Source organism: Bradyrhizobium sp. Unk1, assembly GCF_059512345.1.
Map to the genome: position 1 here is coordinate 25,694 of NZ_JCAMOP010000001.1, position 17,346 is coordinate 43,039.

A 17,346-nucleotide genomic window follows, 5' to 3' on the forward strand; every position below is an offset into this window, starting at 1 on the left:
TCTGCCGCACCTGCACATTTCGCAAAATCTAACACGATTTCAGCATCTCTAACGGGCCTTGTGGCGGCATCAGACATATCGTTCGAGCGTCAACCAATGGCATTCAGCAGCCGTCACGGCGGCAGCGGAATCCAAACGACGGGACGAACGATGCTCACCGATATGCAAGCGGCCGGCGCCCGATTGACACATCAACCCGGCGCCCGCGAACCGGATTTCTCTCAGGGGGCACGCGCATTCCCCCACGAACGAAAATGGCGCCAGCCCGAGCAACGCGTAGGAGTCGCGCGCGAGGACATCACGATCTCGCGCTTTACCTATGCGCAGACGGCCGTCAGGCGCGAGGATGCAACGACACCTCCCGACCGGTACTTCTTCGCCATCGCCCTGAAGAGCACACGTCTCAAGCTGACCAGAGGCAGTCAGACCATTTTCGACGGCGCCATGCCGGCAGGCACGCTCTATGTCGGCGCGCCGTCGCAGCCGCTCCGCGCGCAGTTTCTCGCGCCTTGCGATTTCCTGCACTTCCACATCTCGGCCAATTGCTTTCCATCTCCACAGCAGGGAACGGAGCCGCTCGCGCCCGAATGCCTGAACGATCTCCTTCTGTTGCGCGACCCGTTCGCCGAGCAGCTCGCAAAGGCGCTGACCGAACAAGGCCATTCGGCCGATCGCGAATTTGCGTGCTGCATCGCCCAGACGCTGGCGATGCACGTTGCTCGGCGCGAGCCCCCGCGCACGAAAGTCAACGCCTTGCCGAAATGGCGGCTCCGACGCGTCGAGGAGTATGTCAGGGCGCGCTTCGACCACCCCATCAGCCTGTCCGACCTCGCCGGCGTCGCGGGATTGTCCCGGATGCACTTTGCCGCGCAGTTTCGCGCCGCGACTGGATACCGGCCGCGCGAGTATCTCCTGCAACAGCGCATCGAGCATGCAAAATCTCTCCTGTCGAATACCGAGACGCCGCTGGTCGAGGCGGCGCTGGCCGTCGGTTTCTGCACGCAGGCGCATTTCTCGACCGTCTTCAAACGTCTGACAGGCGACACGCCGGCACGTTGGCGATGCACCAGCCGGAACGCATTGGCGTCACCCAGGCTCGCTGAATGCGACCCGGTTCCGTCACGCGAGCCGGTGTCTCATGTCCTGCCGGCGGACCTTCGTGAATCATGCGAAATGAGAAACAGCGTGGGGACGTGAAATACTTTGCACGCCGGATCGGCGATGCTGGCAGTGTTAGTGACTGAGACCCCAAGTCACGGCTCGAGCCTTCTCCTCCCAGGCATGCGAGCATTGGGCCGTCCTCCCCACAAGGACGGCCCCTTTTTTTGACCTCGCCGCGCCGATTCGGAGCGCCGTCCGTCCGATTCCGAAACGAAGCTGTTGCCATTTCAGTCGCTGAGATGTCGCGCAAGCCAGTCACGCACACCCTGAAGACTCCTGAAATCGTCCAGCGACCGCACCGGAAGGCCGGGCTCGACGCTCGCAACCATCCGGCTCAGTGCATGTCCAGGTCCAAATTCGAGAAATGCCGTGGCACCCGCTTCGAGACAGCTTTGCAGGCAATTTCCCCACTGCACGGTTTGCGAGATCTGCGCGGCGAGCTTGTCGTGGCCCGTCTCGGCGGAGACGACCGAACCGCCATCGACGCCGCTCAGGATGCGCGCGCCGGCAGCCGGCGGGAACGCCACCGGCGCCGACCGCAAGACTTCGCGAAACACGACCGACGCCTCGGCGAGCCGTCCGGTGTGGGAGGCAACCCCAACCGGCAGGTCGACGATCCTTGTGGCACGCATCGCCCTCGCCTCTCCGGCAATCCCGTTCAATGCCTTCCGGCCACCGCCGATCACGAAGGCATCGCCTGGATTGACGATGGCGATCGCCGCGCCGTGGCGCTCGCAAAGGCGGGTCACATCGTTATGTGAAAGACCACGGACAAAGATCAGCCCGTCACCGGCGCAGGTGGCGGCGTCCATCGCTTCCGCGCGGCGCACTGCGAGGTCGAGCGTGAGGACCGGTTCGAACAAATCTGCCACGCCCCATGCCGCCACCTCACCGACACTGTAGCCTGCGATGATGGCGCCATGTGGAATGATGTCCCTGAGCCCGGCAGCGGCGGCCAGTGCCTGCAACGTGCATAGAATCTGGCCGGACCGGTTGCGATGCAGAGCCTCGTCAGATTCGCTGCGCACGAAATCGCGCGGATCCCTGCCGCCCAGCAACGTTGCCGCATGTGCAAACAGGTGCGTCGCTTCCGGCGCATCGCCCGTCAGGGCGAACATGTCCCGATGCTGTCCGCCTTGTCCCGAGCACAGGATCGCAAGTGTCATGGTCGCCGCCTAGTGCGGAAAGAGCACGGCGATCGCGACCGCCATGGTCGCGACACTGAATCCGGTGCTCGAAATGACCATCGATCCGACCGCTGCGGAGTCCAGCCGGTAGTTGACCGCAAACAGGATGCCGAAAAAGCCAGAAGGCACCGCGGCGAGCAGAATGGCCGTCCTCGCTGTGTCGGGAGCGATTGGAAAGACGTGAGTGACTGCAACGGCCGCGAGCGGCCGAACCATGTCCGAGGCCACGGTTGCAGCCGCGATCTTCCAGTTCAGGCGGAACGACTGTGCCGACAGGATGGCTCCGGTCAGGAACAGCGCGACGCCGGCGGCCGAACTCCCGATCAGGGCGAGGCAGGCATGAGCGAGCGCGTCGAGACTCAGATCCGACACCGAAAACAGGATGCCGAACACGGGCGCGAGCACGACCGGCTTGGTGATCGCACGTCCCACGGCCGTCAGCATCTGCCGCGCCGCCATTTCCTCGCCGCGGGCCCTGGCGGCGTCCATTTCCGCCATGATCAGGGTCACCGGGCTGATGAGGACCGAACCGGTTGCCAATGCGACGGCGACCGGAACGGCGCCCGCCTGTCCCGCGACGGATGTCAGGATTGGAAGACCGACGCCGGCAAGATTTGGAAAGCCAACCGTGAGTGCCTGAATCGACGCATCGGGCCGCGACACCTTGAACAACCTGCGCGCGGCAAGATACCAGGCGGCATAGAGCAACGACATCGTTATACCGAGCACCAGAAAGAGCGGAACCTGCTCGATCATCTCGCTGCGCGACGCCGAGGCGGTCGCGGCGAACAGGGACGCCGGCACGGCGAAATCCATCACGAGTGCGTTGAGGGCGTCGACGTGAAGATTGTCGACGACATGAAACTTGCCGGCGGCGTATCCGAGCAACAGGACGAAGAAGACCGGCACCAGCGCCATCAGGATCGCGTTGGACATCATGGCATCGGCCTTTCATGGGCGTCGACGAAGAGCGTCATCGCAAGAAGGTCGGCCGATCCACCCGGGCTGAGACGCCGGACGACGAAGCTTTCATGGATCGATTGCGCGTATGCATGCCAGCCGGGCGCACGCACGCCCCCGGCGTCGATGAAATGACGCGCGGCACGATGTGCAAAGCGAAGGCCGTCGAGCCCGCCGCGATGCAGGAGATTTGTGTCCTCAACGGACGCGATCAGGGCAAAGCACGCCTCGACCCGGGCGGCTTCCGCTTCCGCGGGCACGGCCGGCGTCATCCTGCGCAAGGCAGGCAGGCCGATCCGATAGACGCTGGGAAATCCGTTCGCGGCCTCAAGACGCGCGCCGCCCGCGTGATAGCGGCGGCGCGCGGTGCTGCCATGGCTGTGCAGCAACACCGGACCGTCGAGGATGCTGCCGCCCCAGACGCGTGCCACGACATCGCCGAGCGGCAGCCCGGGATCGACCAATCCGCCGACCTTCGCACCCGCCGCCGCGCACAACAGCCCGAGTCCGAAGATCGCGCCGCGATGGGTGTTGATGCCGGAGGTCGCCGCGAGCATTGCACGTTCGGCCTCCAGGCCGATGATCCTCAGCCGTCCCATGCCGCAACCAAGCGCGCCCGCATCGGCGAGCCGTTGAAAGTAAGGCCTGATGGCCGCAGAGCTGCGGCGAAACATGCCGGCATCCATGTCGTCGTGACTGCCATTGTCGACATGGCTCACGAGTCCCGGCTTCGGCCAGGTTTCCAGCTCCATGACGAGGCAATCAGCGGCGACGTCGCCGATGGCTGCGGTATCGGCGACCCTTCGCGTCCGGTACGAAACGAGCGGTTCAGCACCCCGTGCGGCCGCGGTGATCATGATCCCGTCGCTCCCGAAATGAACCGATCCCTGTCGAGCACGGCCACGCTCCCGATGGTCTTGACCAGAAGCTCGCTCGCGCCGGCGTGGAATTCGCGCCAGTTCACCGCCGCACCATCCACGCGCATCAATTCGCCATCGAGCCGCATCGGTGCTTCGGTCTCGATTGCGGCCACATCGGCAGCGAGACGATCCAGATCCGTTTCGCGGTGGAACGCGAGCAGAACGTCGAGATCGGAGCGGTCGGTCACGTAATCGAGCCCGGTCAGCGACTGCCAGGCCAGGCTGCCGAATATCCGCACATCCACCGCATGCCGGAGTGCAAGCTCGTCGAGTCGATCGAGCGTCAACCACCAGTGACGCGGCGCCGAGGCACGCACCTCCAGCAGCGAGGGCGGTCTCGCAACCGAAACGACATGGCCGACATCCGCCAGAAAGGAGAGCCGCTTCTTGCCGGCAGAGGGCGGCAGCGGCAGGCCCAAAGCGAGGCCGGTCGCCTCGCCTGGCAGCGCGCGCCGCCTGATCGTCGGCCAACCCATGACGGGCCAACACCCGACCAGGGGATCGGCGGCGAGATCGGCACGCATCTCGAGGAGCGCCCGCCAGCCCTCCGGGCTGACAAAGACGAGGTCGTGGCGACCGGCCGGCGGTTCACCGGATTTGCAGGGCAAGGTCACGAACGCGCTCCGCGATATCGGCGGCCTTCGGCCGGCCACCGCGCTCCTTGCCGAGCGCATCTCTTCGATCCCGCGCAGCCGGCATGTCGGCGAGCAGCGCCTCAAGCTGGTCTGCGAGTGAGGTGGCGTCGCTCCATGTCATATGAACGGCACCCATCTGCTCGAGATTGGAGAGCCCCGGCGCGAACACCGGCGTCGATTTGGCCTTCTCCTCAAGAGCCGTCATCGACAATTTGGTGACCTTCGCCATCGACGGCAGATCCATCACGGCGGGAGAGGCGCCGGGCAATCCGACCAGCACCCGCGTCGCAAGGCCCGTCGCAAGCAGGGCGCCCGCCGCCGAATGGCCGTAGAGAAGACCGATGGTCGGGCGGCCGTGCATGTCCGCGTGGATCAGCACTTTCGCCAGATGCGCGAGGAACTCGTTGAGCCCGAGCAGCTCGTCCCGCTTGCTCATGCGTTGGCTGTCACTGTCGACGAGCACCACGATCGGTCCGCTCCCCCGGTCGATCGAGTCCAGGACGTGCGCGGAAAGTCTGATCGCCTCGTCGACGCCGAGTGCAGTCCGATCAGAAACACCAATCACGAGTATCCTGCCGCTGGACCGCAGCGTCGCCGCGCCGGCAATGACGCCATTGTCGTTCCTGACCTCGTGGCCGTCGGGAAACAGCGAGGCGAGAATGTCATCGAGCGTCACGGCTGCTCCTCCCGATCCTGTCAGCGAGCGCAATGAATTGGTCGGCCGGCAATTCCGGCACCGTTTCCGCATGCGCTACACCTTCCACCGTCCAGACATCGACGGCGTCCTGGCAAGCGCCGAAGCGGCGCAACCTGTCGGCCAGACGCCCCTGCTCCGCCTTGAGCCGGTCGAGGCCGAAGGGGCCAATCAACCCGATCAACTCGAGCGCGGCCTCGCGAAAATCCTGCACGGTGTCATCGGCGAAGACGTCGGCCGCACCGAGCAGCCGCCGGTGCTTGCCGCCCATGGTGCGCCAGACCAGGGCACGGTCACGGGAGTCGAACTCCTCGACGCCGCGATTGGTCTCGATCACCTCGGGACCCGAAACCGCGATGCGTCCCGCCTCCGACACGGCGAGCGCGGAGCAACAGCCTGCGATCAGACCGCCGCCGCCATAGCAGCCGGAGCGCCCGCCGATCAGGCCGATGACCTTCACGCCGGCACTGCGCGCCTCCATCACCGCGCGCATGATCTCGGCGATGGCGAGCTCACCGGCATTGGCCTCCTGCAACCGGACCCCGCCGGTATCGAGCAGGATCAGAACGGGGATCGATCCGATCTCGCGCGCTGCGCGGAGCAGCCCCGTGAGCTTGGCACCGTGCACCTCGCCGAAGGCGCCTCCCATGAAGCGCCCTTCCTGCGCGGCGACGAACACCGGCGCGCCGCCGAGGCGGCCATGGCCGACGACGATGCCGTCATCGAACTGCTCGGGAAGGCCGAATATCTCCAGATGCGGACTGACCTCGCGCTGTTCCGGCCCGATGAACTCGACCAGGCTGCCGGCATCAAGCAGCAGATCAAGCCTCGTCCGCGCCGATGCCTCGTTGAAGCTTGTGCTGCGGGCCCGCTCGGCCGGGGCGATGTGCGAGAGCGGCGCGGTCATCGGTCGCTCCCCGCGATCAGTCGCACCGCCTGGGCCAGCCGAAGCGAGACCGTGTCGGGCCGCGCGCCGCCGTCATTGATGGAGAATTTCAGCCCGCCGGGCGAATAGCGCTCGACGAAATCGCCAATGACGGCGCTCCAGACTTCGCCGAAGACCATCGCCGCGGTCTTGATCTCGACCGCGCATTCCGCATCCGGCAGGACGCGCTCGACCAGCACTTCCAGATTGCCCGAGGCGACCACGCCGACGATCGCGCTCTGCCTGATGCCGCCCGCGCGCTCGCGAACCGGGTGGTGAAAGCTGAGATCTTCCATGGCCTGTCCTCACCAGTTCCTGAATTTCGACGGCGGCGCGTAGAGCCCGCCCGACCAGCGCACGAGATCCTTGATCGAGCGCGCCGCCAGCATGTTGCGATCCGCATCGAGCGGATTGATGCCGATATCTTCCGGCCGCCGGATCACGCCGCGCTCGCGCAGCTGCGCGACCATGCTGCGATCCCTCCCGCGACCGACATCGGTGTATCCGGCAACGCCGCGGATCGCCTGCTCGCGTTCTTGCGCCGTACGGCACAACAGGAGGTTCGCCACCCCCTCCTCGGTGACGATGTGCGTGACGTCGTCGCCGTAGATCATCACCGGCGCGAGCTCGAGGTTCAGCTTCTCGGCGAGCTCGATCGCATCGAGCTTCTCGACGAACAACGGGACGTTCTTGTCGCCGAAGGTTTCGCCAATCTGCACCACCAGCTTGCGGCCCCGGCGCAACGGCGCCGGGCTGTCCGGATCGGCCTCCGCGCCGGCCTTCAGCCAGGGCTCGCTCGGATGCCTGCGCCCGCGCGCATCCGAGCCCATGTTGGGCGCGCCGCCGAACCCGGCGATGCGCGAGGCGGTGACGGTCGAGGAATTTCCCTGGAGATCGATCTGCAGCGTGGAGCCGATGAACATGTCGCAGGCATAGAGCCCGGCGGTCTGGCAAAAGGCGCGGTTGGAACGCAGCGAGCCGTAGGGACCGGTGAAATAGACGTCGGATCGGGCCCGGATGTAGTCGTCCATGCCGACCTCCGAGCCGAACGAGTGGATCTGCCGGACCCAACCGGACTCGATCGCGGGAATGAGCGCGGGATGCGGATTCAAGGCGAAGTGGGTTGCGATCCTGCCCTTCAGGCCCAGCCTCTCGCCGAACGTCGGCAGCAGAAGCTCGATCGCGGCCGTGCTGAAGCCAATCCCGTGATTGATCCGCTGCACGCCATAGGGCGCGTAGATGCCCTTGATCGCGAGCATCGCGGTCAGGATCTGCCCCTCGGTGATCGCCGCCGGATCGCGCGTGAACAGCGGCTCGACGAAGAACGGCTTGTCGGACTTGACGACGAAATGGACGCGGTCCGCCGGGATATCGACCCGCGGAACCGTCTCGACGATCTCGTTGACCTGGGCGATCACGACGCCGTCCTTGAACGCCGTTGCCTCCACCACGGTGGGCGTGTCCTCGGTGTTCGGACCGGTGTAGAGATTGCCGTCACGGTCGGCGCTGACGGCGGCGATCAGGGCGACGTGCGGGGTGAGATCGATGAAGTAGCGCGCGAACAGTTCGAGATAGGTGTGAACCGCGCCCAGCTCGATCTTGCCGCCGAACAGCATGCGCGCGATGCGCGCCGATTGCGGCCCGGAATAGGCATAGTCCAGCCGCTTCGCGACCCCGCGGTCGAACAGGTCCAGATGTTCGGGGAGAACGACGCCCGACTGCACCATGTGCAGGTCGTTGACCTTGGACAGATCGACCGCCAGCAGCGCGCGGCTCAAGAGATCCGCCTGCTTCTGGTTGTCGCCTTCCAGGCAAACCCGGTCACCCGGCCGGATCACGGCCTCCAGCAGACGCGTAGCGTCCGACGCTTCCACGACCTTACCGTGGGCAAGTCCGGCACCGGCCGCAATGCGGGCATCGCGCGCGGCGCGGTTGTTCTGCCAGCTCGTCATGACCTTGGCCCCTTTGCGGCGTTGGCTCCGCTCCGATCCGGAACCATGCCGGTCGTCTCGATCATGCTCATGGAATTCTCCAGAGGGCAGTCGGGCCGGCGGGAGTGCTGTCTCTCCCGCCGTCCTTCCTTCCGCCGGCCGTGCGTCAGGACCGGCAAAACGCGTCAGCGGGTGGCCGGTTGATCGATGCTGCGAGCGGCACGGGTGATGATCTCCGCCACTTCCTTCGGATGCGACTCGTAGACCGAGTGGCTCGCGCCCGGGATCACGGTGGTGTGGCTCTTGGCGCGCTCGTAATACCAGCGCTCGAGGTCCGGATTGATGATCTGGTCGTTGCCGGCAACGATGCCCCAGCTCGGCTTGGTCTTCCACGCAGCCGCCGTCAGCGGCGTGGTGAACACCTGCGTCGCGGCCAGAACCTGGGAGCGTGATTCGAACTCCGCCTGCTCGCGCGGCAGATCGGGCGCGAATAGCTTGGGGAATTGCACGGGATCGAGATAGGTGAATTTGTCGGGCGTGACCTTGATGGCGCCTTCGGTCTTTCCAAGTACGCTCGGCGTCTTCTTGCCCAGCGCCCCTTCGTCCTCTCCGACGTCGGGCGCATGCGCGGCAACATAGACCAGACCGACCACATTGGGATGAACACCCGCCTCGGTGATGATCGAGCCGCCATAGCTGTGGCCGACCAGAAGCGTCGGGCCACCCTGGAGATCGAGCAGCCGCTTCGCCGCCGTGACATCATCGCCAAACGACGTCTCGGGCTCCTGCAGCATGCTGACGCGGAATCCTTCCTTGGTCAGGATCTCGTAGACCGGCTTCCAGCCGGACGCATCGACCCAGGCGCCGTGCACCAGGACGATGTTCTTCGGGGGTTCAGCGCGCGCCGGGGCGACGGTCGCGAACAGGGAGAGAGTGGCGGCGAAGGCGAGGCCAGCGTTGAGGTGTTTCATGTCGGGATCACTCCGGGGTTGGAATGGTGCGACAGTAGTGTCGACGCCTGCCGGCGTATTTCGGCAAACAACGGCCCTTGCCACTTCGCACGTCGGGACATGCCGATCGAGACAACGGCTCCTCGTGCATCCTCGGGACGCTGCCTAGCTAAGGCGCCCACTTCAAAACGCAGCGCATATGTCAGGCGTACAGACCTCTCGTTACTGTGAACGGTCGGCGTTCGAACACGAAAGACGAACGATCGACTTTGTCATTCAAGAGGTCGAATCTGACGCTGTTTGAACTCCATGCATGGGATCGGACACATGACATCCACGGCAAATTTCCAGATCGCGCTTCTCATCCTGTTGTGCGCAGCTTCGCCCGCGCGTGCAGGCACTTGTGCAGACGACATCGCGCAGACCCAGATCCAGCTGGATCAAGCGATAGAAAAAGACGCGGGCGCCCACGGCTGGCAGCGGGAGAGCCTCAGCGCGCTGCGCAGTCATCAACCGACGCCTCGCTCGATTGCAGAGGCAGAGGGCGGCCGCGGAGCGGTTTTCACGGATGCGCTGGACTCGCTTGATCGCGCGCGGACCGCTGATCAAAACGGCGACACAGGCACATGCAGCCGCGAACTCGCGCATGTGCGGGACATTCTGAAATAGCGAAAAAGAAGACCGAAGCCAAAGCCGGCCAATGGCGCCGTTATCGGCGAGGCAACGCGGCGATGCGGCCGAACGAAGACGAATGCCCGCTCACGGCACGTCGAATGCCCGTTGTCGTCGTGCTGCCGGGGAGCGGGACGTGCATTCTGGAAATACCCCGCAGCTCCGCACCTTTCTAGTGCTCGACAGCATTCAGCCGGAGCTTCTTCCATGCGAGAGCAGCACTCATCGAACGACGTCGGCTCGGGAAGATCCGGCTCGCGCCGGTTCGCCCTGATGCAGCCGGCCGTGGCACTCACGGCCGGCATGCTTTGGCTCGTCCCGGCAGCGACAATCGCTCAAACGACCATGCCGGGAACGCAGCCTTCCACCGGCATGCTGGCGACGTCGCCGCTCAATCCGCAATCCACGCGGCCCGTCGGCGTTCCGCTGGGATCGACCGAGATCGCGACGCCCGGCATTTCGCCGCTTAATCCGGCGCAAAGCACGGCGGGTTGTGCCGGATCCGGCAATACCGCCTCGTCCGGAGCCTTGTTCGACGGCGGCGGACTGTCCGGAGGCTCATCCGTCACCTGCAACGGCAGCATCACGGCGGCGTCGCCCCTGCCGTCGGCATCGACGGTCGGACGCGTCGGGGTTCCGCTCGGAGCCACCGAGCTCGGCGGCGCCGGACTCAGTCCGTCCGTCCCGGTGCAGGGCCCTGCCGCAACGGGCAGCACGCCTTCGATCGGCGGCTCAAGCAATCCCTGACATCCAGGACGCTCTCATGAAACGAAATCCCGCCATCGCGCTTGTCGCTCTCGCCGCGATCCTCGTCGGAGCCGGCCTCTGGTTCTTCGCCGCGGACCGGAAGCCGGTCGTCGCCACCGCGCCAGTGCCCGCGGCCGTACCGGTGGTCACCGCCGCGGTCACCGGCAGGGACGTTCCGATCTATCTGCGCGGCATCGGCACCGTGATCGCCTACAACACCGATGTCGTGCGCAGCCAGATTCAGGGACAGATCGTCAAGATCGCCTTCACCGAGGGACAGACCGTCAAGGCCGGAGATCTGCTCGCCCAGATCGACCCGCGTCCCTACGAGGCCCAGATCGAGCAGCTGACGGCCAATCGCGATCGAGATCAGGCCCAGCTCGCCAATGCCGAAGCCAATCTCTCCCGCTACGATAAACTCGGCGACAAGGGCTATGCGACCCCGCAGCTGATCGACACGCAGACCGCGCAGGTGGCCCAGCTCAAGGCCGCCGTGAAAGCGGACCAGGCGCAGATCGACGAGGCCAACGTCCAGCTCAGCTATACGCGCCTGACATCGGCCATTCCCGGCATCACCGGCGTCCGCCAGATCGACGTCGGCAACGTGATTCATCCGACCGACGCCAACGGTCTCGTCGTCGTCACCCAGATCGAGCCGATTTCGCTGCTGTTCACCCTTCCGCAGACGGATCTGCCCGTGATCCAGGAACACACTGCAAAGGGCCAGTTGAAAGTCATCGCCTACAGCCAGGACAACAAGATCAAGCTCGGCGAAGGCACGCTGCTGCTCGTCAACAACGAGATCGCAGGAACGACCGGCACCGTCCAGCTCAAGGCCACATTCGCCAATCACGAGCACCGGCTGTGGCCGGGACAGTTGGTGAATGCCCGGCTGCTGCTGAAGATTGAGAAGGATGCGCTGACGGTCGCCGGCTCCGCAGTCCAGCAGGGCCCGAACGGAAGCTATGTCTATGTCGTCGCCCCCAACCAGACCGCTTCCTTGCGTTCCGTTCACGTCGCACAGATCAGCGATGGGCAGGCCCTGATCGACCAGGGACTGAAATCAGGTGAGACCGTCGTCGTCGACGGTCAGTATCGGCTGACGGAAGGAAGCCAGGTTCGGGAGCTGCACGGCAAGGCCGCGCGCGAAGCCGACCTGCAAAGCTCCGTGCAGGACGCGCTCCCATGAACCTGTCCGCGCTCTTCATCCAGCGGCCGATTGCAACCGCTCTGCTGATGGCGGGCCTGCTGCTGTGCGGCCTCGCGGCCTATCCCCTGTTGCCGGTGGGCGCGCTGCCGAACGTCAATTACCCGACGATCCAGATCTCGGCGCAACTGCCCGGCGCCGACCCGGGGACCATCGCCTCGTCGGTCGCCACGCCGCTCGAACAGCAGCTCAGCCAGATCCCCGGCGTCACGCAGCTCACCTCGTCCAGCGCACTCGGCGTCGCCCAGCTCACGGTGCAGTTCGAGCTGTCGCGCACGGTGGACAGCGCGGCGGTCGACGTGCTCTCCGCGATCAATGCCGCGAGCCCGTTCCTGCCGCAGAACATCCCCTACCCGCCGACGATCAGGAAGGTGAATCCGGCGGAAACGCCAATCATGCTGATCGCGCTGACGTCGGACTCGCTACCGACGACCACGGTGGATGCCTACGCGGAAAACATCCTGCTGCCCAAGATTTCCCAAGTGCCAGGCGTGGGCCTGGTCGGGATCGGCGGCCAGCAGAAGCCCGCGATCCGCATCCGCGTCAATCCGCAGGCGCTGGCCGCCCGCAGCATCGGCCTCGAAGACGTCCGCACCGTGATCGCCGGCGCCAATGTCGACCTGCCCAAGGGCACGCTCAACAGCCCGCGCGTCACTTATACGCTGAATACCAACGACCAGTTGCTGAAGCCCGCCGCCTATGAAAACCTCATCATCGCCTATCGCAACGGCTCGCCGGTGCGGCTGCGCGACATCGGTTCGGCGATCGAGGCGCCCGAAAACGACCTGCTGGCCGGCTGGTACGGCAAGGACCCCGCCATCATCCTGGCCGTCCAGCGCATCCCCGGCGCCAACGTCATCGAAACCGTCGATCGCATCAAGAAACTGCTGCCGCAGCTGCAGGCCTCCGTTCCGCCGGCGATCAAGGTGACGATCGCCGCCGACCGCACCGCCACGATTCGAGCCGCGGTTTCCGATGTGCAATTCACGCTGATGTTGACCGTTGCCTTGGTGGTGATGGTCATATTCGTGTTCCTGAGGAATTTCTGGGCCACCGTCATCCCGGCGATCACTGTTCCCCTGGCGCTGATCGGCACCTTCGCGATCCTCTATGTGCTCGGCTACAGCCTCGACAACCTCTCGCTGATGGCGCTGTCGATCGCGGTCGGGTTCGTGGTCGACGACGCGGTGGTGGTGATCGAGAACATCGTGCGCCATCTCGAGCAGGGCATGACCCCGATGGAGGCCGCGCTCAAGGGCTCCAGCGAGATCGGCTTCACCATCGTCTCCATCACCCTGTCCCTGATCGCCGTTTTCATTCCGCTGTTCCTGATGGGCGGCTATGTCGGAAAGCTTTTCCAGGAATTCGCGGTCACGATCACCGCCTCGCTGCTGCTGTCGCTGGTGATTTCGCTCACCCTGACGCCGATGATGTGCGCGCGGCTCCTCAAGGACGACTCGCGGAAAAAGCACGGCCGGCTCTATCTCCTGTTCGAGCGCGGCTTCGACGGCCTGCTTGCGCTGTACGCGCGCGGCCTGCGCGTCGTGCTGCGCCATCGCTTCGTGACGCTGCTCGTGATGCTCTCGACCATCGCGCTGACCGGCTATCTCTATGTGATCATCCCGAAAGGCTTCTTCCCGCAACAGGATACCGGACAGATCATCGGCATCACCGAGGCTGCCCAGGATATCTCCTTCCCCGCCATGTCCGAACGACAGCAGGCGGTCGTCGACGTGCTGTCGAAGGATCCGGCGATCCAATCGGTGGCCAGCTATATCGGTCCAGGCGGGCCGACCGCGACCCTCAACCAGGGACGCATCTTCATCGTCCTGAAGCCGAAGCCCGAACGCAAGGCAAGCGCCGACCAGGTGATCGCTCGGCTGGAACCCCCGCTCGCCCACATCCAGGGCATCAAGCTTTACATGCAGTCGGCCCAGGACATCACGATCGGCGCACGCCTGTCGAAGACGCAGTATCAGTTCACGCTGACGGACGCCGATTCCAACGAACTCAACCACTGGTCGGCGCTCTTCCTGGAGAAGTTCCGCGCGCTCGACCTCATCACCGACGTCGCAAGCGACCAGGCCAATGCCGGCCCGAGGCTGCAGGTCACCGTCAATCGCGAAGTCGCCTCGAGCTTCGGCATCCTGCCCACGACGATCGACAACACCCTCGACGATGCCTTCGGCCAGCGCATCATCTCCACCATGTTCACCTCGCTGAACCAGTACCACGTGGTCATGGAGGTCGATCCAGCCTTCCAATATGGGCCCGACGCGCTCAAGGACATCTATCTCAACTCGGCGACCGGCCAGCAGGTCCCCCTGAGCACGCTGGTCCACAGCGTCATCATGCCGGCGCCGATTCTGATCAATCACCAGGGCCTGTTTCCCTCCGTCACGATCTCGTTCAACCTGCGGCCCGGCGTCGCGCTTGGCGACGCGGTAACGGCGATCCAGAAGATCGAGAAGGACACCGGCAAGCCCGCCTCGCTGTCGACCTCGTTCCAGGGCAACGCGCAAGCCTTCGAGTCTTCCCTGTCCGGCACGCCGTTGCTGATCGGGGTGGCGCTGATCGTGATCTACATCATCCTCGGCGTCCTCTATGAGAGCCTGATCCATCCGATCACGATCCTGTCGACGCTGCCTTCCGCCGGCATCGGCGCGCTGCTGCTGCTGCTGGCAGTCCACATGGATCTCAGCGTCATCGCCATCATCGGCATCATCCTGCTGATCGGCATCGTCAAGAAGAATGGCATCATGCTGGTCGACTTCGCTCTCGAGGTGGAGCGCAAGCACGGGCTGAGCCCTGAGGAAGCGATCTACCAGGCCTGCACGCTCCGCTTCCGACCGATCCTGATGACGACCATGGCCGCGCTGCTCGGCGGTGTGCCTCTGATGCTCGGCAACGGCACCGGCGCCGAACTGCGCCAGCCGCTCGGCTACACGATCGTCGGCGGCTTGATGCTCTCGCAGATCCTGACACTCTACACCACGCCCGTCGTCTATCTCTATCTCGACCGGCTCGGCAATTGGCTGACCGGGCGCAAGCCCCGAGCGGCCGCGACCCCCACTCCATCCACGACCGAGGCAGATACGTTGAGCCATGAATCCGCTTGAGAAGTTGACCGCCGGCATGACGGCAGAGAAGCTGGTGACGGTCACGGCGGAGATGACGGTCGGCCACGTGGTCCCGGGAATGCCTGAAGTCTACGGCACGCCGATGATGATCCTGCACATGGAGATGGCGGCGGGATCGGCGATCCAGCCGTCCCTGCCGGCCGGCTATGTCAGCGTCGGGATGATGGTCGACGTCCGTCATCTGGCGGCGACGCCGGTCGGCCGCACCGTGCGCGCGGTCGCACGGGTCGTCGCCATCGAAGCCAGGAGCGTCTTCTTCGCAGTCGAGGCCTGGGACGGCGGCCGCAAGATCGGCGGCGGGACCCATCGTCGCGGCGTTGTCGATGTCGCCGAGTTCGAAAGGCGATTCGGCGTGACGAGGCCCACCGCGGCGCTGGTCTGAAACCAAAAGCACCGAGCCCGATCTCGGCGTCGTGCGTTTTGGCAAAGCGGTTGCGAAAACGCAAAAGACCGTTCACCGGCGGCGCGGTAGACCTATCGCATGACGCTCGAACGCCTGGATGGCTCCGATTCCGTACAGCCCCAGCGATGGTGGCGCCGTGTGCTCCCAAACTGGACCATGAAGGTCACGCGGCGCAATGAAAGAGCGTCGCGGCAAAGCCAGGCCGCTTATCTCGCCGAAGCGCAGAAGCTCAGCCAAACCGGCAGCTTCGGCTGGAATGTCGAGACCGGAGAGCTGTTCTGGTCGGATGAAACGTTCAGAATCTTCGATCTCGCGCCGACATCGCGCCCGTCGCTCGACGTCGTCCTGAAGCGCACGCATCCAGACGATCTCGAGTCCGTTCGCGCAGCGATCGACCGCGCTGTGAAAGACCGGAAGGATATCGCCCTCGAACAGCGCCTGGTCATGAGCGACGGTTCGATCAAGCATATCCGCGTCGTCGCTCGCGGAATGACCGACGACCGAGGTCAGTTCGAGTTCGTCGGGGCGGTCATGGACATCACCGACCAGAAGAAGGCCCACACCGAGCTGGAGCGGAGCGAGCAGCGCTATCGCCATCTGTTCAGCCGCATGCCGATCGCGCTTCGCCAGCTCGATGCCAGCAGGCTGGTGGTGCTGTTCCGGAAACTGCGCGCCGAAGGCATCACGGATCTCGCCCCCTATTTCGACAGCCATCCCGATTTCCTCCGGACGTGCATGGACGCGCTGTCATTTCAGGAGGCCAACGAGCGGGCCATCCAGATCTTCGGAAGCGGCGCCGACGGCTATGTCGGGCGTTCAATGGTCGAGACCTGGAAGGAACGTCCAGACACGTTCCGCCGCGCCATGGAGTCCCGCTTTCGCGGTGAAACGAACTTCGAGGAAGAAACCAAGATGGTGACGTGGGACGGCCGCGTCGTCGACGTTCTCTTCACAACGGCCCGCGTCGGTCCAATCAATGATCTCGAAATAAGCCTGGTCGCCACGATCGACATCTCGCAACGCGTCCGTGCCCAGGAGAGGCTTCGGCAGGTGCAGGCGGAGTTCGCGCATGCGGCGCGCGTCTCGATGCTCGGCGAGCTCACCGCCTCCATCGCGCACGAAGTCAACCAGCCTTTGGCCGCCATCGCGACCAACGCCGCTGCCGGGCTGCGCTGGCTGAACAGGCCCATTCCCGACATGGCCGAGGTCCGCAGCACAATCGAAAATATGGTCACGGATACGAGGCGGGCCGCCAACATCGTGGCGCGTGTTCACGGGATGGCTTCGCGCAAGGCGCCGGAGCGTACCGTTCTGTCGCTTGACGGTGTCATTCGCGAGGCGCTTCTGTTCCTGCGCCACGAGATGGAATCCCGCGGTGTAACGATCCTGCACCGGCCCCACACGGAAGCTGCACTCGTGATCGGCGACCGCACCCAGCTCCAGCAGGTGATCGTCAATCTGGCGATCAACGCCGTGCAGGCGATGACGCAGGCGGGACGCGACCATGGCGGGATCGTCATCACCACCGCCGCGCAGGACGCGACGACCCTGTACTGCTCCGTGGAGGACAACGGTCCCGGCATCTCCGTCGAACATGCCGGCCGGCTGTTCGAAAGCTTTTTCACGACCAAGGAGTCCGGCATGGGCATGGGACTGCCGATCTGCCGGTCCATCGTCGAAGCGCATGGCGGCCGGATCGACGCCGAAGGCCTTGGTGCAGATCGCGGCGCCCGGTTCTGGTTTACGCTGCCGATCTCGACGTCGGCGTCATCGCCGCCATCCGGTCGGGACGCCGACGCCTGACCCCGCCCGCT

Annotated in this window: 16 protein-coding genes; 6 read left to right on the plus strand and 10 right to left on the minus strand. The window is 64.9% G+C overall.

Going from position 1 to position 17,346, the window contains the following annotated elements; translation table 11 throughout:
- Window positions 1-150: 150 nt before the first annotated feature.
- Window positions 151-1,197, plus strand: coding sequence for a helix-turn-helix domain-containing protein (locus AC5ZFO_RS00125; protein ID WP_496120981.1), 1,047 nt, complete (start codon window positions 151-153; stop codon window positions 1,195-1,197).
- A 191-nt stretch (window positions 1,198-1,388) separates the two neighbouring features.
- Here the strand turns inward: AC5ZFO_RS00125 and AC5ZFO_RS00130 are convergent, their stop codons facing one another.
- The 9 genes from AC5ZFO_RS00130 to AC5ZFO_RS00170 all read right to left on the minus strand — a co-directional run bounded on the left by AC5ZFO_RS00130 (window position 1,389) and on the right by AC5ZFO_RS00170 (window position 9,384).
- Window positions 1,389-2,327, minus strand: coding sequence for an ACP S-malonyltransferase (locus AC5ZFO_RS00130; RefSeq protein WP_282518434.1), 939 nt, complete (start codon window positions 2,325-2,327; stop codon window positions 1,389-1,391).
- A 9-nt stretch (window positions 2,328-2,336) separates the two neighbouring features.
- Window positions 2,337-3,287, minus strand: a complete 951-nt coding sequence (locus AC5ZFO_RS00135; RefSeq protein ID WP_282518435.1) for an AEC family transporter — start codon at window positions 3,285-3,287, stop codon at window positions 2,337-2,339.
- A complete protein-coding gene (gene mdcB, locus AC5ZFO_RS00140) occupies window positions 3,284-4,165 on the minus strand; it encodes a triphosphoribosyl-dephospho-CoA synthase MdcB (protein WP_282518436.1) in 882 nt (293 codons plus the stop codon). The genes AC5ZFO_RS00135 and mdcB overlap by 4 nt, the downstream gene beginning before the upstream one ends.
- Window positions 4,162-4,842: a malonate decarboxylase holo-[acyl-carrier-protein] synthase gene (gene mdcG / locus AC5ZFO_RS00145; protein WP_282518437.1), complete on the minus strand. Its 681-nt coding sequence runs from the start codon at window positions 4,840-4,842 to the stop codon at window positions 4,162-4,164. Before mdcG ends, mdcB begins: the two co-directional genes overlap by 4 nt.
- Window positions 4,817-5,539, minus strand: coding sequence for a biotin-independent malonate decarboxylase subunit gamma (gene mdcE / locus AC5ZFO_RS00150; protein ID WP_496120983.1), 723 nt, complete (start codon window positions 5,537-5,539; stop codon window positions 4,817-4,819). Before mdcE ends, mdcG begins: the two co-directional genes overlap by 26 nt.
- Window positions 5,526-6,464 (minus strand): biotin-independent malonate decarboxylase subunit beta, encoded by a 939-nt coding sequence (locus tag AC5ZFO_RS00155; protein WP_282518439.1) that lies wholly within the window; start codon window positions 6,462-6,464, stop codon window positions 5,526-5,528. Before AC5ZFO_RS00155 ends, mdcE begins: the two co-directional genes overlap by 14 nt.
- Window positions 6,461-6,778 (minus strand): malonate decarboxylase acyl carrier protein, encoded by a 318-nt coding sequence (gene mdcC / locus AC5ZFO_RS00160; RefSeq protein ID WP_496120985.1) that lies wholly within the window; start codon window positions 6,776-6,778, stop codon window positions 6,461-6,463. Before mdcC ends, AC5ZFO_RS00155 begins: the two co-directional genes overlap by 4 nt.
- A 9-nt stretch (window positions 6,779-6,787) precedes the next feature.
- On the minus strand, window positions 6,788-8,434 hold the full coding sequence (gene mdcA, locus AC5ZFO_RS00165; RefSeq protein ID WP_496120987.1) for a malonate decarboxylase subunit alpha: 1,647 nt from the start codon (window positions 8,432-8,434) through the stop codon (window positions 6,788-6,790).
- A gap of 164 nt (window positions 8,435-8,598) precedes the next feature.
- Complete coding sequence (locus AC5ZFO_RS00170) at window positions 8,599-9,384, minus strand: alpha/beta hydrolase (protein WP_282518441.1); 786 nt, start codon at window positions 9,382-9,384, stop codon at window positions 8,599-8,601.
- A gap of 306 nt (window positions 9,385-9,690) precedes the next feature.
- Between AC5ZFO_RS00170 and AC5ZFO_RS00175 the strand changes: the two genes are divergently transcribed.
- On the plus strand, window positions 9,691-10,032 hold the full coding sequence (locus AC5ZFO_RS00175) for a hypothetical protein (protein ID WP_282518442.1): 342 nt from the start codon (window positions 9,691-9,693) through the stop codon (window positions 10,030-10,032).
- A gap of 338 nt (window positions 10,033-10,370) precedes the next feature.
- Here the strand turns inward: AC5ZFO_RS00175 and AC5ZFO_RS00180 are convergent, their stop codons facing one another.
- Entirely contained in the window at window positions 10,371-10,775 is a 405-nt protein-coding gene (locus AC5ZFO_RS00180; RefSeq protein WP_282518443.1) for a hypothetical protein, read from the minus strand.
- A 23-nt stretch (window positions 10,776-10,798) separates the two neighbouring features.
- Here AC5ZFO_RS00180 and AC5ZFO_RS00185 point away from each other — a divergent pair, with 23 nt between their 5' ends.
- The 4 genes from AC5ZFO_RS00185 to AC5ZFO_RS00200 all read left to right on the plus strand — a co-directional run bounded on the left by AC5ZFO_RS00185 (window position 10,799) and on the right by AC5ZFO_RS00200 (window position 17,335).
- Entirely contained in the window at window positions 10,799-11,971 is a 1,173-nt protein-coding gene (locus AC5ZFO_RS00185; protein WP_282518444.1) for an efflux RND transporter periplasmic adaptor subunit, read from the plus strand.
- Window positions 11,968-15,108, plus strand: coding sequence for an efflux RND transporter permease subunit (locus AC5ZFO_RS00190; protein ID WP_282518445.1), 3,141 nt, complete (start codon window positions 11,968-11,970; stop codon window positions 15,106-15,108). Before AC5ZFO_RS00185 ends, AC5ZFO_RS00190 begins: the two co-directional genes overlap by 4 nt.
- Window positions 15,095-15,511, plus strand: coding sequence for a thioesterase family protein (locus AC5ZFO_RS00195; protein ID WP_496120991.1), 417 nt, complete (start codon window positions 15,095-15,097; stop codon window positions 15,509-15,511). The genes AC5ZFO_RS00190 and AC5ZFO_RS00195 overlap by 14 nt, the downstream gene beginning before the upstream one ends.
- 99 nt (window positions 15,512-15,610) lie before the next feature.
- Window positions 15,611-17,335, plus strand: a complete 1,725-nt coding sequence (locus AC5ZFO_RS00200) for a PAS domain-containing sensor histidine kinase (protein WP_282518447.1) — start codon at window positions 15,611-15,613, stop codon at window positions 17,333-17,335.
- Window positions 17,336-17,346 lie beyond the last annotated feature (11 nt).